The 18611-nt window shown below is 61.8% G+C and carries 15 protein-coding genes and 1 riboswitch; of the genes, 8 read left to right on the top strand and 7 right to left on the bottom strand.

Annotated elements, in window-relative coordinates:
- Nucleotides 1-20: 20 nt before the first annotated feature.
- Nucleotides 21-596, bottom strand: coding sequence for a GNAT family N-acetyltransferase (locus tag JCM21793_RS11235; RefSeq protein WP_025030433.1), 576 nt, complete (start codon nucleotides 594-596; stop codon nucleotides 21-23).
- 83 nt (nucleotides 597-679) lie between these two features.
- Here JCM21793_RS11235 and JCM21793_RS11230 point away from each other — a divergent pair, with 83 nt between their 5' ends.
- Nucleotides 680-1990: a DNA polymerase IV gene (locus JCM21793_RS11230; protein ID WP_036540157.1), complete on the top strand. Its 1311-nt coding sequence runs from the start codon at nucleotides 680-682 to the stop codon at nucleotides 1988-1990.
- A 25-nt stretch (nucleotides 1991-2015) separates the two neighbouring features.
- On the opposite strand, the gene JCM21793_RS11225 is transcribed toward JCM21793_RS11230, so the two are convergent.
- From JCM21793_RS11225 to JCM21793_RS11205, 6 genes are all read right to left on the bottom strand, one after another.
- Nucleotides 2016-3056 carry a M48 family metallopeptidase gene (locus JCM21793_RS11225; RefSeq protein ID WP_025030431.1) on the bottom strand — a complete coding sequence of 347 codons (1041 nt, stop codon included), beginning with the start codon at nucleotides 3054-3056 and terminating at the stop codon, nucleotides 2016-2018.
- 39 nt (nucleotides 3057-3095) lie between these two features.
- Nucleotides 3096-4187, bottom strand: a complete 1092-nt coding sequence (locus JCM21793_RS11220) for a YjgN family protein (RefSeq protein ID WP_244439730.1) — start codon at nucleotides 4185-4187, stop codon at nucleotides 3096-3098.
- A gap of 111 nt (nucleotides 4188-4298) precedes the next feature.
- The gene (dnaE, locus tag JCM21793_RS11215) at nucleotides 4299-7820 is read right to left on the bottom strand and encodes a DNA polymerase III subunit alpha (RefSeq protein WP_025030429.1); all 3522 of its coding nucleotides are present in this window, start codon (nucleotides 7818-7820) and stop codon (nucleotides 4299-4301) included.
- A gap of 92 nt (nucleotides 7821-7912) precedes the next feature.
- Nucleotides 7913-8440 (bottom strand): HAD hydrolase-like protein, encoded by a 528-nt coding sequence (locus JCM21793_RS25395; protein ID WP_244439729.1) that lies wholly within the window; start codon nucleotides 8438-8440, stop codon nucleotides 7913-7915.
- A 14-nt stretch (nucleotides 8441-8454) separates the two neighbouring features.
- A complete protein-coding gene (locus JCM21793_RS30260; RefSeq protein WP_244439728.1) occupies nucleotides 8455-8604 on the bottom strand; it encodes a hypothetical protein in 150 nt (49 codons plus the stop codon).
- Between the two features lie 13 nt (nucleotides 8605-8617).
- Nucleotides 8618-10630 (bottom strand): acetyl-CoA carboxylase biotin carboxylase subunit, encoded by a 2013-nt coding sequence (locus JCM21793_RS11205; RefSeq protein WP_025030428.1) that lies wholly within the window; start codon nucleotides 10628-10630, stop codon nucleotides 8618-8620.
- A gap of 208 nt (nucleotides 10631-10838) precedes the next feature.
- Between JCM21793_RS11205 and JCM21793_RS11200 the strand changes: the two genes are divergently transcribed.
- From JCM21793_RS11200 to gcvP, 7 genes are all read left to right on the top strand, one after another.
- Nucleotides 10839-11966 carry an S-(hydroxymethyl)glutathione dehydrogenase/class III alcohol dehydrogenase gene (locus JCM21793_RS11200; RefSeq protein ID WP_025030427.1) on the top strand — a complete coding sequence of 376 codons (1128 nt, stop codon included), beginning with the start codon at nucleotides 10839-10841 and terminating at the stop codon, nucleotides 11964-11966.
- Between the two features lie 4 nt (nucleotides 11967-11970).
- The gene (locus tag JCM21793_RS11195) at nucleotides 11971-12435 is read left to right on the top strand and encodes a YaiI/YqxD family protein (RefSeq protein WP_036540168.1); all 465 of its coding nucleotides are present in this window, start codon (nucleotides 11971-11973) and stop codon (nucleotides 12433-12435) included.
- A 4-nt stretch (nucleotides 12436-12439) separates the two neighbouring features.
- The gene (gene fghA, locus JCM21793_RS11190) at nucleotides 12440-13279 is read left to right on the top strand and encodes an S-formylglutathione hydrolase (RefSeq protein WP_025030425.1); all 840 of its coding nucleotides are present in this window, start codon (nucleotides 12440-12442) and stop codon (nucleotides 13277-13279) included.
- 227 nt (nucleotides 13280-13506) lie between these two features.
- On the top strand, nucleotides 13507-13890 hold the full coding sequence (locus JCM21793_RS11185) for a helix-turn-helix domain-containing protein (protein ID WP_007008199.1): 384 nt from the start codon (nucleotides 13507-13509) through the stop codon (nucleotides 13888-13890).
- Nucleotides 13891-14018: 128 nt separating this feature from the next.
- Nucleotides 14019-14117, top strand: a riboswitch (glycine riboswitch).
- 148 nt (nucleotides 14118-14265) lie between these two features.
- A complete protein-coding gene (gene gcvT, locus JCM21793_RS11180; protein WP_025030424.1) occupies nucleotides 14266-15369 on the top strand; it encodes a glycine cleavage system aminomethyltransferase GcvT in 1104 nt (367 codons plus the stop codon).
- A gap of 7 nt (nucleotides 15370-15376) precedes the next feature.
- Nucleotides 15377-15745 (top strand): glycine cleavage system protein GcvH, encoded by a 369-nt coding sequence (gene gcvH, locus JCM21793_RS11175; protein ID WP_007008200.1) that lies wholly within the window; start codon nucleotides 15377-15379, stop codon nucleotides 15743-15745.
- Nucleotides 15746-15754: 9 nt separating this feature from the next.
- Nucleotides 15755-18556, top strand: a complete 2802-nt coding sequence (gcvP, locus tag JCM21793_RS11170) for an aminomethyl-transferring glycine dehydrogenase (RefSeq protein ID WP_025030423.1) — start codon at nucleotides 15755-15757, stop codon at nucleotides 18554-18556.
- Nucleotides 18557-18611 lie beyond the last annotated feature (55 nt).

The following is an 18611-nucleotide window of genomic DNA, read 5'->3' as shown; positions in this document are numbered from 1 at the left end:
GCACCGCATGGCACGCGGTGTCACAGGATAAACCGCATCAGCGGGCGCCCTGCCTTACGCTCCAGAACCGCTTCAAATCCCGCCCTCTCAAAAACCCGCGTCGATCCGACAAAGAGGCCAATGGAGCGCGTATCCCTGGAGTGGGTTATCGGACAGGCTTCCAGAAAACGGGCTCCCTCAACTCGGGCGTACTCGATCCCGGCGGCCACCAAGTGGTGCGACAGCCCTTTACGGCGCGCTGAAGGACGCAGGAAAAAGCAGGAGATTGCCCAGACCGTCGAATCCCGGTCATCGCCATCCTCCACGGGCGCCGAAACACGCCCCCTGTTGTTCCACTCAGGAACGTCGCCGCGCGGGCCGATCTGCATCCAGCCATCGGCGCGACCGCCCTCAACCAGAAGAAGTCCGGGAGGCGGACCAGCCTCGATCCGCGCCTTTATGTGGTCTTTGTTACGCTCGCGGTTGTTCTCGCGCCGCACGGCCGGCGGCAGGCGAAAATGCGTGCACCAGCATCCATAGCAGGCCCCCTGCCTGCCAAACAGATCCTCGAACGCCGGCCACAACTCCGGCGACAGAGGCGCGACTTGATAGCTCACCTCAGCCTCCTCCACACCGCAGCTTGTGCCCCGATGCCATTTCCAGTAAGATGCATGTTCACTTTATGTTCACATGATATACCATGCCTGTCAACGCCCTCCCGCACGGCCTTTGCCGTGACTGCCTGACCCCGGCGCAGACTGCGTCCAAGCGTTGCCGGTCGTGCGGCAGCCCACGCATGCTTGCACATGCGGAACTGGAGAATCTGTTCCTAGCACATATCGATTGCGACGCCTTCTACGCCGCCGTCGAGAAGCGTGACAATCCGGAGCTGCGCGACAGGCCCGTCATCATTGGCGGTGGAAAAAGGGGGGTGGTTTCGACCGCGTGCTATATCGCCCGCATCAACGGGGTGCGCTCGGCCATGCCCATGTTCAAGGCACTGGAAGCCTGCCCTGAAGCAGTGGTGATCAAGCCGGATATGGAAAAATACGTCCGAGTGGGACGACAGGTCCGCTCGATGATGGAAGTGCTCACCCCCATGGTCGAGCCGCTGTCCATCGACGAAGCCTTTCTCGATCTTTCCGGCACGGAAAAACTGCACGGCGCGCCTCCCGCCATGGTGCTCGCCCGCTTTGCGCGCCAAGTGGAAGAAGAGGTCGGCATTACAGTCTCGGTTGGTCTTTCCTACTGCAAATTCCTGGCCAAGGTCGCCTCTGATATCGACAAGCCGAGAGGCTTTTCGGTGATTGGTAAAGCGGAAGCATTCTTCTTTCTTTCCCGGCAGCCCGTCACCCTGATCTGGGGCGTGGGCAAAGCCTTTACCGCTACGCTCGCCAGAGACGGGCTGCACACGATCGGCCAGCTACAGACCATGGAACGCAACGATCTGATGCGTCGCTATGGCACGATGGGAGACCGCCTTTACCACCTCTCGCGCGGGATGGACGAGCGCAGCGTGAAACCGCGCAGCGAGGCAAAAAGCGTCTCCTCCGAAACCACGTTCAATGTCGATCTGTCCCGCGCCGAAGACCTGGTGCCGGTGCTGCGCGCGCTCTCCGAACGCGTATCCGCCCGCCTCAAGAAGGCCGACATCGCCGGACGCACGATCGTCCTCAAGCTCAAAACCACCGATTTCCGCATCCGTACGCGCAACCGGCAGCTGGGCGATCCGACGCGATTGGCCGACCGCATCTTCCACACCGGCCTCGACCTGCTGAAGCGCGAAATCGATGGCACACGCTTTCGCCTCCTCGGCATCGGTGTGAGTGACCTGACGGATGCGGCCAAGGCCGACCCGCCCGATCTGGTCGACCGTCTTTCCCACAAGCGTGCACTTGCCGAAGGCGCCATGGACAGCCTGCGTGAAAAATTCGGCAAACAGGCGGTGGAAACCGGCTACACGTTCGGTCACGGAAAGGCTGGACCGCCACAGCGAGACGGTGACGACTGAGATGGACGGCGCGGCACGGGCACAGTCAGTTTCTGGCCGTTTCCCCTGCCTCACCAAGTTCCTTAACGCGCTTGCGGACGGCCTCACGCCGGTCCTTGGTGCCTGGATGTGTCGCCAGCCAGCCGGTTTCATCTGAGCCACCGGCCGCCCTCACGATCCGGTCAAGCAGATCCACGAACGCGAGTGGATCGCGCCCCGCCCGGGCCATGAGTGCAACGCTGTAAAGATCGGCATGGGTCTCAAACTCGCGAGAATAGACGAGTGTCTGCAGCGCACTCGCCTGTGTCACCACATCGTCTACCAACTGGCTCGCGTCACCGCCAATCAGGCCGACCATGAAGCCGATTCCCAAAACCCGATAGATTTGCTGCAGCGAGTGTCGTTCGCGTACATGGCCAATCTCATGCGCAATCACGCCGGCGATCTCGTCGTCAGATGCCGCAAGCGCGACAAGCTCGTCGGTAACGACGATCGTTCCGCCAGGCAGCGCCAGCGCGTTCGCACCGATGGCACCGCCCCGGCGCAGCTGCAGTTTCAGCGCCGGCCCCGCATCGTCCGCAAAACCTGCCAGTTCATCGAACATGGCCTGCAGTTCTTGCTTTCGTCCCTCGTCCAGTTCCGATGGAGAGAAGACCACCCGGTCCACCGTTTCCAGCGTCCCGCGGTCCATCGCGGCCACGATGGGCGGTGGCGTGATCGCCGCAGCACCGGATGCCAGAAGCGGAATACCGAACCGGTAAATCGCAAATACGAGGCCGATGGTGACAACAGCCGCTGCAGCCACCAGACCGAGATTGGCCTCGAGCCTTGTCAGACGCGCAAAGAAGCTCCCGCCCATGTTCAGGAAACCATCCACATCGGCTTCAAGCGGCGCTTCAAAAACGCCGCCATCGGCAAATGTGAGCTTGCGTGGAACGCCGGCCAGGGGATCGGAGACCGACATCAGAACCACCGCCTGCGCCTGCGGCTCGTCTTCCCGTTTCAGCGCGAGCCGCCCCGGCCCGCCGGCGAGGCTGGCCGCGACAGCGCGTGATGACCCTGGCGGAAAATAGCGTCCGTCAATCATGATCCGACCGTTCCCCGCGCCACCGCATGGCGCACCGGGCTAAAGCCCGAAATCGATACCTTCGATATCGAAAAACTCTGCCGCGCCCACATTGCCTTCAGGTGCGGCTTCGTCGACGAAATGATCGAGCGGTCCCGCGGCCAGAAGACCCGTGCTGCTCACCAGATAGCGCCACGTGCGGATCGCGGCCCAGGGCCGCAGAAGCCCGAGGGACAGGATCGTGGCAAACAGGTTTGAAACCAGAATCCACACATAACGCATACGGTTCACACTGGAAGTCAGGTGATGCTGACCGTCCAGAACGGTATGATTATAAGCGATATTGCGCACACCTGCGGCATAGAAAAGATAGGCAAGCGCGAGCGCGATATACCCGCCGATGAGTGCCCCGGTGACCGGCCCGAAGGTCAGCACATCCAGGAGTTCGTCACCACCGCCCTGCATCATGTTTCCAGCGGTGACAAGCGATGAACCGACGAGAAAACCGATCCCGGCACACACCAGGGTGACCATGATGACGAACAGGATCGTCGCACCCAGATTGCCATAGAGAGCCTTGAGTGGCGCCCGTGTTTCAAACCGGGCCGAACCATATCCAAGATGACGGCCGATATAGTCGTTGGACAGCTTGGAAGCGAGAGGGAAGAGCAGGCCCGCCGTCAGGAGCGCCACGATCGGCATGATCACGAATGCCAGAAACGCGCCCCAATAGGACCCACGGAAATTGAGCCGCACATTGCGATAGCTGGTCATCCGCGCGTTGAACGCCATGGACTTGTTGAGGAGCCAGGGAAAAGCCAGCAGATAAAGAATGATCAGGAGGCCGAAAATCGGGGAAATGCTGACCAGGAGATTATAGGCGACCAGAAGCGCCACGACGATAATGCGCCCGATCAGGATTTTGACCGGACGGGCGTGATACTCGAAATTGTGGCCGTCGAGCCAGGTGTTTCCGTAAAAATAGCGCAGACGCCGCACCTTCGCCCAGGCGGTGTAGATTCCAAGCGTAATGATCGACAGCAAAAGGTTGACAATCCAGATACCGAAATACTCCAGCGCCCGTCCGGTGAAGGAAAACCCGAGGTGATCAGGCGCTTCACGGCTCGCGGCCGCCGTTTTCAAAGAAGTCACAACAAAATCCTCGAATATGAATCAAACAATCGGGCCTTCTAATCACAAATGCCGCACAAAACAACGATCAGAAGTTGCAGAACATTTCGCCCGCCAGCCGAGGTCCTGACTCTAAACGAGTTCGACCTCGACGACCCCGGGGACCGCCCGCATGGCGGCAGCGATCTGTGGCGAAATGCGGTATCGGTTGGGCAGACCGACCTCGATCTCGCCCTGCCCGCCTTCCTTGATGACGACGAGGCTGACCTGGGCGTCACCGCGCTGTGTCAGTTGCGATGAGATTGCGGCCAGCGGCTTCGGGTCGCGCAGATAGATGCGCAACGCCTTCTGCATGCGGCAGGCCTCTTCCTCCAGGGACTGCACGGCCTGGATACGAAGATTGACGCCTTCCGGCCTGTTCTCTGCGCCCACCATGATCACCACCGAGGAGCCTGCTTCCAGAAGGTCGCGGTACTGCGCCAGTGCCTCGGAGAACAACACCGCCTCATACTGTCCCGTAGCATCGGAAAGCTGGATGATGCCCATCTTGTTGCCGGTGCGCGTGCGCCGTTCCTGTTTGGACGTAACGGTGCCGGCAAGGCGGCCGGCACTGGCACCACGCTTCACGGCAGCCTGGAAATCCCCCCAGTTCTGCACCCGCATCTTTTCCAGAATCTCTGCATATTCATCCAGCGGATGCGCCGAGAGATAACAGCCGACAACCTGGAACTCGCGGTGAAGTTTGTCGGCAGCCGGCCATGGCTCGACCGTCGGCAGGTGTATTGTCTGTGGCTCGCCGCCACCCGACATCCCGAAAATGTCGCCCTGCCCCATCGCGGCATCTTCCGCAGCGCGTGCTGCCATGCCCATCAATCGGTCGATGCCGCCAAAGAGAGCCGCGCGATCGTGTCCGAAACAGTCGAAAGCACCGGCCTGGATGAGACTTTCGAAGACGCGCTTTCCAACAATCTTCGGGTCAATGCGGGCGCAGAAATCCTCAAGGCTCTCGAACTGCTTCTCGTTGCGTTTTTCGACGATGTGCTCGACCGCAGCGTCGCCAACGCCCTTGATCGCGGCCAGGGCATAATAAATCCTGTTCTCGCCCACTTCGAACGGGCGATGCGATGTCAGAACCGAAGGCGAAACCACCTCGATACCGAGCCGCATGGCGTCGCGCCGGAAGTCGTTGAGCTTGTCCGTATTGGCCATGTCGTATGTCATGGACGCGGCCAGGAACTCGACCGGGTAATGCGCCTTCAGATAGGCCGTCTGATAAGAGACGATGGCATAGGCGGCCGCATGCGACTTGTTGAAGCCGTAGTCGGCGAACTTGGCCAGAAGGTCGAAAATGAAATCGGCCTGCTGTTTGGAAACGCCGCGCTCGGTCGCCCCCTTCACGAAGATGCCCCGCTGCTTTTCCATTTCGGCGCGGATCTTCTTGCCCATCGCACGACGTAGAAGATCGGCCTGTCCGAGCGTGTAGCCGGCGAGCTCCTGCGCGATCTGCATCACCTGCTCCTGGTAGACGATAACGCCCTGCGTCTCCTTTACCAGGTGGTCGATCTTGGGATGGATCGAGGCAATCTCCTCTTCACCATGCTTGCGCGCATTGTAGGTGGGAATGTTCTCCATCGGACCGGGACGATACAACGCCACAAGGGCGATGATGTCCTCTACGCGGTCCGGCTTCATGCCGATCAGCGCCTTGCGCATGCCCGCCGATTCTACCTGGAACACGCCGACTGTCTCACCGCGCGAAAGCATGGCGTAAGTGTCCGGATCGTCCAGCGGAATGCGCGACAGGTCGATCTCGATCCCGCGCCGGCGAATGAGCTTCACCGCCGTTTCCAGAACCGTCAGCGTTTTCAGGCCAAGAAAGTCGAACTTGACCAGTCCCGCCTGCTCGACCCATTTCATGTTGAACTGGGTGACCGGCATGTCGGACCGCGGGTCTCGATACATCGGCACCAGTTCCGACAGCGGCCGGTCACCGATCACGATGCCGGCGGCGTGTGTGGAGGCGTGGCGGTAAAGGCCCTCGAGTTTCTGGGCATAGTCGAGAAGCGTACCGACAATCGGCTCCTTCTCCACCTCCTCGGCAAAACGCGGCTCGTCCTCGATGGCCTTCGGCAATGGTGTCGGATTGGCCGGATTGGACGGTACCATCTTGCAGAGCCTGTCCACCTGTCCGTAGGGCATCTGCAGCACGCGACCGACATCGCGCAGCACGGCGCGGGCCTGCAGCGTACCGAAGGTGATGATCTGCCCCACCTGATCGCGGCCGTACTTCTCCTGCACGTAGCGGATCACCTCTTCGCGGCGGTCCTGACAAAAATCGATATCGAAGTCGGGCATCGACACGCGGTCGGGATTGAGAAAGCGCTCGAACAGCAGCGAGAACCGCAGCGGATCCACATCCGTAATCGTCAGCGCATAGGCCACCAGCGAGCCGGCACCCGAACCACGTCCCGGTCCCACGGGAATGTCCTGCGCCTTGGCCCATTTGATGAAGTCCGAAACGATCAGGAAGTAGCCCGGAAACTTCATGCGTTCGATAATGCCGAGCTCGTAATCGAGCCGTTCCACATAGGTCTCGCGCGTGTAACCTTCCGCCAGCCCCTGCGTTTCGATCCGGCGTTCCAGCCCCTCATGAGCCTGCCGCCGCAATTCATCGGCTTCGGCTTGAAGAGCGGCCTCGGCGTCGGCGGCGTCGGCCCCCGTAAAGCGCGGCAGGATCGGCGGATGCGTCTGCGTAAAATAGGAGCAGCGCCGGGCGATCTCGATGGTGTTGTCGATGGCCTCGGGCAGGTCGGAAAAGAGCCGTGCCATTTCGGCCTGGCTCTTCAGATAATTGTCCGGCGTGAGTTGCCGACGATCATCCATGGCGATGACCGCGCCTTCGGCGATGGCGATCAGCGCGTCATGAGCCTCAAAGTCGTCACGGGCGGGGAAAAACGCCTCATTGGTGGCAACCAGCGGCAATTCATGCTTGTAGGCAAGCTCGACAGCGGCCGCCTCCAGGGCCCGGTCATAGCCTTCAAAACGCTCCAGCTCCACATAGAGCCGGTTGCCAAAACACTCTTTCAGGAACAGAAGACGCTGCTCGGCCACCTCCGGGCGGTCGGCCTTCAGCGCAGCCCCAATCGGGCCACGCGGACCACCGCTCAGGCAGATAATGCCTCCGGAAAGCTCGGTCAGCCATTCGGTGGTGATGTGGGTGGCCGCACCTGGCTCGTTTTCCAGATAGGCCCGGCTAACCAGTCGGACGAGATTGGAGTAGCCTTCCCCGGTCGCGGCAATCAGAACCAGCGGCTCATATTGGGAACCGCCCTTTCGACTGTTGCCGCGGCGGCTTTCCGCCAGCGCATCCTCAAACGCACAATCAAGCTGACAGCCGACGATCGGCTGCAGCCCTTCCTTGGAAGCTTTCTGCGAGAACTCAAGCGCGCCGAACAGATTGTTGGTGTCGGTGATGGCGATGGCCGGCGCTTCGTCCTTCAGCGCATGGCCGATGATCTTGCCAAGCGGCAACGCACCTTCGAGCAGCGAATAGGCCGAGTGCACCCTCAGATGGATGAAGGGGCGCTCGGGCCTGTTTTTCTCACGCTCCGCTGCCGCGAAGATCGGATCGCGCAAACGCCTGTCGCTCGCCATGAACTGCTGCCGCTCGGTTTCTGAAGACTCAACGCCTTATTGTTCCGCATCGAGCTGAACGGGTAAAGGCCCGCAGGCGGCAGCACACGGCTTTATGAAGGTAAGATCGGCTCAGCGGCGAGAACGCCCTCAATGGCAGAGGCAAGGTCTGAAGGCCGCTCGACGACGGCCAACGCGCCCGCCTTTTCCAGTTCAGCTCTGTCACCAAAGCCCCACAACACACCGATTGCGGGCACCCCGTTTGCCCTGGCGCCGGCAACATCGTGCAGTCGGTCACCGATCATCACGGCATTGGCAGCCTCAATCGGCTCGCTTGCCAGAATATGCCGGATCAGGTCAGCCTTGTCGGCATTGGTACCATCGGGTGCTGAGCCATGGACCGCATCGAAATATTCCGAAAGGCCGAAATGAGCGAGAATGTCCCGGCTGTAAGACTCCAGCTTAGATGTCGCAAGCGACAGGAAATACCCCGACTCCACGCAATGAGCGAGCACGTCCTTGATGCCTGGTATGATCTCGTTCTCGAATTTCCCAACCCGTTGATAACGCTCGCGGTAGTGCCCCACAGCCTCCCAGATGCGTGCCTCGTCGTCCGTCTCGAGAAAGGCGGCAAAGGTCACCTGCAATGGTGGCCCTATATGGGAGCGGATGGCATCATCGTCGGGCGCCTGTGCCCCATCTTTTCCATCGCGTGGCGGATTCCGTTGGAAATGCCGGCGAACGGGTTCGTCAGCGTGCCGTCGAGGTCGAACAGCACCGCTGCCCGCTTTTCGTTCTCCGCCATTTTGGGAAGGCTCCTATTCGAATTCCATGATGACCGCATCCACGGCGAGGCTGTCGCCAGGCGCGGCATTGATCTTTGCCACCATCCCGTCGCGCTCGGCGCGCAGGACATTCTCCATTTTCATCGCTTCGACAACGGCGAGGGTTTCACCCGCCTTGACTTCCTGCCCCTCGGCAACGGCGATGGACACGACCAGCCCGGGCATCGGGCAAAGCAGCATCTTCGACGTATCAGGCGCTTCGCGCACGGGCATCAACCGGTCAAGCTCGGCGATACGCGGCAGCATAACGCGAGCATCGGCAGAGACGCCCTGCCATGCAAGCCTCACACCATTCAGGATGTGCCGAACCTGAACCGCAACCGTGCGGCCATTAACCTCGCCCTCCCAGACAGGCTCACCCGGACGCCAGGACGAGCGCACGGTCACCGGGTCGGCATCGCCAATGCGTATGTCCATTTCCAGCGGGATCGAGATCATGCCCTCGACAAGGCTGACGGACAGATAGTCATCGTCCAGCCGCACCACCCAGTCGCGCTTCAGTTCGCCCGAATGCGGTGCAAGACGGCCAGTCAGCCGGTCAAGACGATCACGCCGCAGAAGCTCGACGGCCAGCGCCACAGCAGCCAGCACCGTGCGCTCGGCTGCCATCGGCGATGGCGGTGCAAACCCGTCGGGAAACTCCTCCGCGATGAAACCGGTCGACAGACGCCCCTCGCGCCAGCGCGGATGGCTCATCAGAGCCGCGAGGAACGGAACGTTGTGCTCGATCCCGTCGATCACGAAACGGTCCAGTGCCTCGCTCATCGCGTTGATCGCGTCCAGCCGCTCGGGCGCCCAGGTGCAGAGCTTGGCGATCATGGGATCGTAGAACATGGAAATTTCCGACCCCTCCGTTACCCCCGTGTCGTTGCGCAGCACGGCATCGCCAAAACGCCCCTCCTCCGGCGGTCGGTAGCGGGTCAGCCTGCCGATGGAGGGCAGAAAATTACGCACCGGGTCTTCTGCATAGATGCGGCTTTCAACGGCCCAGCCATTGAGCTTGATGTCCTCCTGACCGAAGGACAACGCCTCGCCTGCCGCCACCCGCAGCATCTGCTCCACCAGGTCGATGCCGGTGACAAGCTCGGTCACCGGATGCTCCACCTGAAGGCGCGTGTTCATTTCCAGAAAATAGAAATTGCGGTTCTTGTCGACGATAAACTCGACCGTGCCAGCGCTCTGATAATCAACGGCTTTTGCCAGCGCCACCGACTGCGCCCCCATGGCCGCGCGCGTCTCGGCATCCAGGAAGGGCGACGGCGCCTCCTCCACGACTTTCTGGTTGCGGCGCTGTATGGAGCACTCGCGCTCGCCGAGGTAGAGGCAGTTGCCCTGTGCATCGGCCAACACCTGGATTTCAATGTGCCGCGGTTCTTCCACGAACTTTTCGATAAAAATCCGGTCATCGCCAAAGGATGACGCCGCCTCCGATCTGGACCGCGCAAAACCTTCGCGCGCTTCCTCATCGTGCCAGGCGATGCGCATCCCCTTGCCGCCACCGCCTGCGGACGCCTTGATCATCACCGGATAGCCGATCTCACCGGCAATCTTCACCGCATGTTCGGCATCTTCGATCAGCCCCATGAAACCGGGGACCGTGGAAACACCGGCCTCTGCGGCGATTTTCTTGGAGGTGATCTTGTCGCCCATGGCCTGAATGGCCTTCGGCTTTGGACCGATGAAGACAATGCCCTCTGCTTCGAGCTTCTCACAGAAAGCAGCATTCTCGGACAGAAAACCGTAGCCCGGGTGCACGGCCTCCGCGCCTGTCTGTTTGCAGGCAGCGATGATCCGGTCGCCGAGAAGATAGCTCTGACTGGCGGCGGCCGGGCCGATATGCACCGCCTCGTCCGCCATCTCCACATGCACGGCATCCGCATCCGCGTCGGAATAGACCGCAACGGTGGCGATGCCCATCCTCCTCGCTGTCTTCATGACCCGGCAGGCGATTTCACCGCGATTGGCGACGAGTATCTTCTTGAACATGAACGGTGTTTCCCCCCACGAGCGACGTTGTTTCTGTTTTATGGCTTTGCATGCTCCCGCTCAAGCATTTCACACAATTGTCGCGTGCGAAGCGGGTTTGTCAGATTGCGTCATCCTATGGCCGGTTCGGGCTTGCGGGACATAACAATTCCTGAAACTTTCGCCCGAGACTTTCGTCGTAGATTCCGGACTTGCAGGAGAATTGTCCATGAAAACCCGCGCCGCTGTTGCCGTTCAGGCAGGAAAACCACTTGAAATCATGGAGGTCGACCTCGAAGGTCCACGCGAAGGCGAAGTGCTGATCGAGGTGAAGGCGACCGGCATCTGCCATACGGATGAGTTCACCCTCTCCGGCGCGGACCCCGAAGGCATTTTCCCGGCGATTCTTGGCCATGAAGGCGCTGGCGTCGTGGTCGATGTCGGCCCCGGCGTGACAAGCCTCAGGAAAGGCGATCACGTGATCCCGCTTTACACGCCCGAGTGCCGCGCGTGCCCGTCCTGCCTGTCGCAGAAGACCAATCTGTGCACCGCCATCCGCTCCACCCAGGGCCAGGGCCTGATGCCGGACGGCACGAGCCGTTTCTCGCTGAACGGCGAGAAACTGCACCACTACATGGGCTGCTCGACCTTCTCGAACTTCACCGTGCTGCCGGAAATCGCAGTTGCCAAGGTCAATCCGGACGCCCCCTTTGACAAGATCTGCTACATCGGCTGCGGCGTGACCACAGGCGTCGGCGCGGTCATCAACACGGCAAAAGTCGAGATCGGCTCGACGGCCATCGTCTTCGGCCTCGGCGGCATCGGCCTCAACGTGATTCAGGGTCTCCGGCTTGCCGGCGCCGACATGATCATCGGCGTGGACCTGAACAACGACAAGAAGGAATGGGGCGAGAAATTCGGCATGACGCATTTCGTCAATCCGAAAGAAGTCGGCGAGGACATCGTTCCATATCTCGTCAACCTGACCCAGCGCGGCGCGGACCAGATAGGCGGCGCGGACTACACGTTCGACTGCACGGGCAATGTCCATGTCATGCGTCAGGCGCTGGAAAGCGCGCATCGCGGCTGGGGCGAGTCCATCATCATCGGCGTGGCCGGTGCGGGTCAGGAAATCTCCACCCGTCCCTTCCAGCTGGTCACCGGACGCACCTGGAAAGGCACTGCCTTTGGCGGCGCGCGCGGCCGCACGGATGTGCCCAAGATCGTCGACTGGTACATGGAAGGCAAAATCGACATCGACCCGATGATCACGCACACCCTGTCGCTGGACGAGATCAACAAGGGCTTCGACCTCATGCATGCGGGCGAATCCATCCGCTCCGTGGTGGTCTACTGAGGCTATCACCTTGTCGACCATCTATGTGGATGCAGACGCCTGTCCGGTGAAACCGGAAGCAGCCCGTGTCGCCGAGCGGCACGGGCTTGTCATCGTCTTTGTCTCCAATGGCGGGCTGCGCCCTTCACGGGATCCCGTGGTTCGGCATGTGGTGGTGCCCGGCACCGCCGACGCCGCCGACGACTGGATCGTGGAGAATGCCGTGGCCGGCGACATCGCCATCACGGCGGATGTGCCGCTGGCCGCGCGCCTGGTGGAGCGGGAGGTGCATGTGCTCGGCCCCACCGGCCGCCCGTTCACGCCTGAAACCATCGGCATGGCCGTTGCCATGCGCAACCTCAAGCAGGATCTGCGCGAATCCGGCGAGATCAAGGGATACAATCCCGGCTTCACCGCCCGCGACCGCTCCGACTTCCTGCAGGCGCTCGACCGCACCGTGCGCCGCGCTTTGAAAGAAAACAGGGACTGACCTCATGAAAACCGTCTCCACCGCCCGCTCTCATGGCGGCGTCCAGGGCGTTTACAGCCACACTTCCAAGACCTGCCAGTGCGACATGACCTTCGCCGTGTTCGTGCCGCCGCAGGCAGCCAGCGGCCGCTGCCCGGTCCTGTGGTATCTGTCAGGCCTGACCTGCACGCATGCCAATGTCATGGACAAGGGCGAATACCGCCGCATGGCCGCCGAGCTTGGCATGATCGTGGTCTGCCCGGACACGAGCCCGCGCGGCGATGACGTGCCTGACGAGGCGGACAACTGGCAGTTCGGCAAGGGCGCAGGCTTCTATGTGGACGCCACGCAGGAGCCCTTCGCCAAAAACTACCGCATGTATTCCTACATCACCGAGGAACTGCCGGCACTGATCGCCGAAAACTTCCCGGCGGACATGGATCGCCAGGGCATATTCGGGCATTCCATGGGTGGCCATGGCGCGCTGACCATCGCGCTTAAAAATCCCGAGCGTTTCAGGAGCTGCTCCGCCTTCGCCCCCATCGTCGAGCCCTCGACGGCGGGCTGGTCGAAACCGGCGCTGGAGAAATATCTGGGAACGGACGAAGCCGCATGGCGCGGACACGACGCCTGCGCGCTCGTTGCCGATGGCGCACGCTTTCCCGAATTCCTGATTGATCAGGGTACGGCGGACAGCTTTCTGGACGAAGGTCTGCGCCCATGGCTGTTCGAGAAGGCCTGCGAGAAGGTTGGCATTCCACTCACGCTCAACATGCGTGAGGGCTATGACCACTCCTACTTCTTCATCTCGACATTCATGGATGACCACCTCGCCTGGCACGCAAAGCGCCTCGCGGCCGGCTGACCTGAACCCCGGCGATCCTGAATCAATACGTGAAGCCGATGAATCATCTTCTTACATTCTTCGTCTAACACGCTGCCATAAAAACGCTTTTCAGCTGCACCCCAATCGATACGCCGGCACAAGGTTGTGCCGGCGCGTCACTTCCGGCATGCTCGACCGAGAAATCCCGTCATCAGACGGGTCATCCAGCCAAAGATGCTCGACAGAAAAAACGGAGGTGCCGACCGGTGCAGGACACCGCACACATCTATACAGATTCACCCGACCGCGACACGATGGGCGGCCGTCTTTCCAGAGCACGCGACGCCGTTGGCCTCTCGGTCTCCGAACTCGCCCGCCGCCTTGGCGTGAAGGCCGCCACGATACAGGCCTGGGAAAGCGACCGCTCGCAGCCCCGCGCCAATCGCCTGGCCATGCTAGCAGGCGTCCTGAATGTAAGCCTCTCATGGCTTCTCCATGGCGTGGGCGTCTCACCGGCGGACGAAAGCCGCTCCGAGCTCGTCAATGCCGTCTCGGCCAATCTCAAGCGTATCCGCAAACTTCAGGACGAGACGAACCGGCTCGTCACCCAGATCGAGGCCGATCTTGCCCGCGCAGCGGGTGCAGGCTGATAAACAGCAGATGCGAACCCCCGGTGTATTGTGCACAGAAACCATCATGCCAGGGTCACGGCCCGCGTTATGGCAGGTGACAAACACATCCGTCTGCGCTAGTTTCCAGCCGTCGAGGGCAGAAGCCCTGCCTGTCTGCGGGAGAGATCCAAACCGGATAGAACCGGGGCGGACGCCGAAGGGGAAATCGCCCGAAATCTCTCAGGCAAAAGAACCGTAGACGGGTCAAGACACTCTGGAAAGTCGGGGAGCGATCCCCGCGCCGAAGGTGTAAGCGTGGTCGACAGGGTTCCGGCTGCGCGAGTCTCTCAGGCTTCCGACAGAGGGGCACGAACATGTCGCTGACTGCGGCATGCGTGCGATTCTGGAGGAATGATGAGCGACACGAAACCCCAAAAACATTTGCCGCTGGAAGCGCTGCATGAAGATGCCGGCGCGCGTTTCGGCGCATTCGCCGGCTGGCGCATGCCGCTGACCTACCCTGCCGGCGTCATGAAAGAACACCTGCACACGCGCGAAAGTGCCGGCCTGTTCGACATCTCCCACATGCAGCTTTTCGATGTCGAAGGCACCGGTGCCGCCGATTTCCTGTCGCGCGCCTGCCCGCTCGATGCAGCAGCCCTGAGAGAAGGTCAGTCAAAATACACCGTCCTTCTCAACGAGAACGCCGGCATCATCGACGATCTGATCGTCACCCGCCTTGGCGAAAATCGCTTTATGGTGGTTGCAAACGCTGGCAATGCCGACAGGGACGAAGCCCATTTCCGCGCCATCGCTGGAGACTTCGACGTTTCGTTCACGCGGCTCGAACGCGTTCTTCTGGCGCTGCAGGGCCCCCACGCAGAAGCCGTCATGATCGCTGCCGGCCTCGATCTGAGCGATCTCACCTTCATGACCGGTATGGAGCCGCGCGAGGGCTGGTTTGCTGCCCGCTCGGGCTATACCGGTGAAGACGGTTTCGAGATCGCCATGCCCCTCGATGAAGCCGAGCGCTTCGCCCGCACACTGCTAGACGATGAACGCGTTCAATGGGTCGGTCTTGCGGCCCGCGACAGCCTGCGCCTGGAAGCGGGTCTTTGCCTGCACGGCCAGGACCTGGACGAGAACACCGACCCGGCAAGCGCCGCGATCCTGTGGGCGGTTCCGAAGGCGCTGCGCGAAGAAGGCAAATTCGTTGGCGCGCAGGCTCTGCAGAAGATCATCGCAGATGGCGCAAAGGAAAAACGCGTCGGCCTGAAGCCGGAAGGACGCCAGCCCGTGCGCGCCGGTGCACCGCTCATCAATGAGGCAGGCGAGAAGATCGGCCGCGTCACCTCCGGTGGCTTTGGTCCCTCGGCGGGTCATCCGGTCGCCATGGGATATGTCACAAAAACGCTCTCCGAGCCCGGCACCCGTCTTTTTACTGAAGTGCGCGGCAACCGCATCGCACTTGACGTCCACTCCCTTCCCTTCACGCCGCAGCGCTACAAAAAAGGATAACAGCCAGATGAGCCAGACCTATTTCACAGAAGACCACGAGTGGATCAAAGTCGAAAATGGCGTCGCAACCGTCGGCATCACCGACTATGCGCAGGAACAGCTTGGCGATCTGGTCTTTGTCGAGCTGCCGGAAGCCGGCGCCACGCTCTCGAAAGGTGACACCGCCGTCGTGGTCGAATCCGTCAAGGCCGCATCCGATGTCTATGCGCCCGCCGATGGCGAGGTCGCGGAAGTGAACGACGCCCTGACCAGCGAGCCCGCCCTCATCAACTCCGCTCCCACCGGCGATGGCTGGCTCTGGAAGATGAAGCTTGCCGACGAAAGCCAGCTCGAAGGCCTGATGGACGAAGCCGCCTACAAGGCGTCGATTGCCTGAGGAAACACCATGTCCGCCAAAACAATCCCTTTTGCCGCCCGCCATATCGGCCCGCGCGGTGAGGAAACCAAGGCCATGCTCGCAGCCCTTGGCGTCCCTTCGCTGGAGACGCTGATCGCGCAGGCTGTTCCGAACTCGATCCGCCTCGACCGTGCGCTCGACCTGCCTCCCGCGGCCAGCGAAACCGAAGCACTGGCCGAACTCCGTGCAGCCATGAGCAAGAATACCGTGCTCAAGAGCTTCATCGGAACGGGCTATCACGGCGTGAAACTGCCGCCGGTCATCCAGCGCAACCTGTTTGAAAACCCTGCCTGGTACACGGCGTACACACCCTACCAGTCTGAAATCAGCCAGGGCCGCCTTGAGCTTCTGTTCCATTTCCAGACGCTGGTGACGGAATTGACCGGCCTGCCGGTCGCCTCCGCCTCGTTGCTGGACGAAGGATCCGCCGTGGCCGAAGCCGTGGGCATCGCCTGGCGCCATCACCGCTCCAAACGCAACAAGCTGGCTATTGCCGGCGAACTGCACCCGCAGACCCGCGATGTGGTGGTCACCCGCGCCGAGCCGCTGGGCATCGAGGTCGATGGCGACACGATCGACGACGACACGTTCGCCCTTATCGTTCCGTGGGCCGACACTTATGGCGTTTATGGCGACCACAGCGCGCTGATCGCGGAAGCGAAGGACAAAGGGGCCATCGTCATCATGGTCGCCGATCCGCTCGGCCTGCTTCTGAGCGAAACACCGGCAGCGCTCGGCGCCGAAATCGCCGTTGGCTCGATGCAGCGCTTTGGCGTGCCTATGGGCTTTGGTGGCCCGCATGCGGCCTATTGCGCCGTGTCAGACAAGCTCACGCGCCTCATGCCCGGTCGTCTCGTCGGTCAGTCCACCGATGCGCATGGCCGTCCGGGCTACCGTCTGGCGCTCCAGACTCGCGAGCAGCACATCCGCCGCGACAAGGCGACCTCCAACATCTGCACCGCGCAGGCGCTGCTTGCCAACATGGCCGCAGCATTTGCCATCTGGCACGGTCCCGAAGGGCTCGCCGCCATCGCCGAGCAAGTGCACGAGCGTGCCGCCCGCTTCCATGCTGGCCTCAAGGCCGCTGGCCTTTCGCTTGCAGGCGACGTGATCTTCGACACAGTCACCGTCTCCGTTCCCGGCAAGGCGCAGGAGATCGCGGCCGGAGCCGAAGCCGAAGGCCGTCTCGTGCGTGTCATCGATGCGGACCGCGTTGGCGTCACCTTCGATGAAACGACGACCGAGGACGATCTGGCTGCACTCGCTGCCCTGTTCGGCGCGAAGCTGCCGGAAAGCGCACCGCGCCTTGCACCAGCCACAGCGCGCGGCGAAGGCTTCCTCACCCAGCCGGATTTCCATTCGCACCGCTCGGAAACGGAAATGATGCGCTTCCTGCGCAGGCTCGCCGACAAGGATCTTGCGCTCGACCGCGCCATGATCCCGCTCGGCTCCTGCACCATGAAGCTCAACGCCGCCGCCGAGATGATGCCCGTGAGCTGGCCGGAAGTGGGTGGTCTTCACCCATTCGCGCCGCCGGAGCACACGGCGGGCTATCGTCGCATGATCGACGATCTTGATCGCTGGCTTTCGGAGATCACCGGCTTCGATGCGGTCTCGCTGCAACCCAATGCCGGCAGCCAGGGCGAATATGCCGGTCTTCTGGCGATCCGCCGCTATCACGCCGAGCGCGGCGAGGCCGATCGCGACATCTGCCTCATCCCCTCCTCCGCCCATGGCACCAACCCGGCGTCCGCCTCCATGGCCGGCATGCGGGTGGTGGTCGTGCGCTGCACGGAAGATGGCAATATCGATCAGGACGACCTGAAGGCGAAGGCGGAAGAGCACGCCGACAAGCTGGCAGCGCTCATGCTGACCTACCCGTCAACCCACGGCGTGTTCGAGGAAGGCGTGCGCGATATGTGCGCCGTGATCCATGAACATGGCGGTCAGGTCTATTTCGACGGCGCCAATCTCAACGCCATGGTCGGGCTTGCGCGGCCGGGCGATCTGGGCGCGGATGTCTGCCACCTCAACCTGCACAAGACCTTCTGCATTCCCCATGGCGGCGGTGGACCGGGCGTCGGCCCCATCGGCGTCAAGGCGCATCTGAAGCCCTTCGTGCCGGGTCATGTCGCGCTCGGCAGCAGCAGTGCGGTGGCAGCAGCCCCCTATGGCAGCGCGTCAATCCTGCCGATCACGTGGATGTATATCCGTATGATGGGCGGCGACGGCCTCAAGCGGGCGACGGAAATGGCGATCCTCAACGCCAATTACATCGCCCACAGCCTGAAAGACCACTACCCGGTGCTCTACAAGGGCCGCAACGACCGTGTCGCGCATGAGTGCATTCTCGACACGCGGGTCTTCAAGGATCGCGCCGGCGTCACCGTCGACGACATCGCCAAGCGGCTCATCGACTATGGCTTCCACGCCCCGACCATGAGCTTCCCCGTCGCGGGCACGCTGATGGTGGAGCCGACCGAGTCGGAGCCAAAGAGCGAGGTGGACCGCTTCTGCCAGGCGATGATCTCCATCGCCGAGGAGGCCGCGAAGGTGGAAAAGGGCGAATGGCCGAAGGACGACAATCCGTTGGCCAACGCACCGCACACGGCGATGGAACTGATGGGAGACGCGTGGACACATCCCTATAGCCGCAGCGAAGCCGCCTTCCCCGAAGGCTCGCTTGCTTCCGCGTCCAAATACTGGCCGCCGGTCTCGCGCGTCGACAATGTCAGCGGCGACCGCAATCTAGTCTGCGCCTGCCCGCCCATCGAGGCCCTGGCAAGCTAACCAGCACGAAACGGATCATCTCCCCGCCCCGGGAGATGATCGCCCATTTTTACCG

Origin of the sequence: Nitratireductor aquibiodomus NL21 = JCM 21793, assembly GCF_000615975.1 — a bacterium.
Taxonomy (GTDB): Bacteria; Pseudomonadota; Alphaproteobacteria; order Rhizobiales; family Rhizobiaceae; genus Nitratireductor; species Nitratireductor aquibiodomus.
Note: the sequence above shows the minus strand (reverse complement) of the source record. Positions and strands in the feature narration are given on the sequence as shown.

What these genes read in the sequence shown, in the direction of transcription:
- JCM21793_RS11200 (WP_025030427.1), top strand. Translation starts at nt 10,839, where the DNA reads ATGAAAACCCGCGCCGCTGTTGCCGTTCAGGCAGGAAAACCACTTGAA.
- JCM21793_RS11230 (WP_036540157.1), top strand. Translation starts at nt 680, where the DNA reads ATGCCTGTCAACGCCCTCCCGCACGGCCTTTGCCGTGACTGCCTGACC.
- fghA (WP_025030425.1), top strand. Translation starts at nt 12,440, where the DNA reads ATGAAAACCGTCTCCACCGCCCGCTCTCATGGCGGCGTCCAGGGCGTT.
- JCM21793_RS11225 (WP_025030431.1), bottom strand. Translation starts at nt 3,056, where the DNA reads ATGATTGACGGACGCTATTTTCCGCCAGGGTCATCACGCGCTGTCGCG.
- JCM21793_RS11205 (WP_025030428.1), bottom strand. Translation starts at nt 10,630, where the DNA reads ATGTTCAAGAAGATACTCGTCGCCAATCGCGGTGAAATCGCCTGCCGG.
- gcvP (WP_025030423.1), top strand. Translation starts at nt 15,755, where the DNA reads ATGTCCGCCAAAACAATCCCTTTTGCCGCCCGCCATATCGGCCCGCGC.
- JCM21793_RS30260 (WP_244439728.1), bottom strand. Translation starts at nt 8,604, where the DNA reads ATGGCGGAGAACGAAAAGCGGGCAGCGGTGCTGTTCGACCTCGACGGC.
- dnaE (WP_025030429.1), bottom strand. Translation starts at nt 7,820, where the DNA reads ATGGCGAGCGACAGGCGTTTGCGCGATCCGATCTTCGCGGCAGCGGAG.
- gcvT (WP_025030424.1), top strand. Translation starts at nt 14,266, where the DNA reads ATGAGCGACACGAAACCCCAAAAACATTTGCCGCTGGAAGCGCTGCAT.
- gcvH (WP_007008200.1), top strand. Translation starts at nt 15,377, where the DNA reads ATGAGCCAGACCTATTTCACAGAAGACCACGAGTGGATCAAAGTCGAA.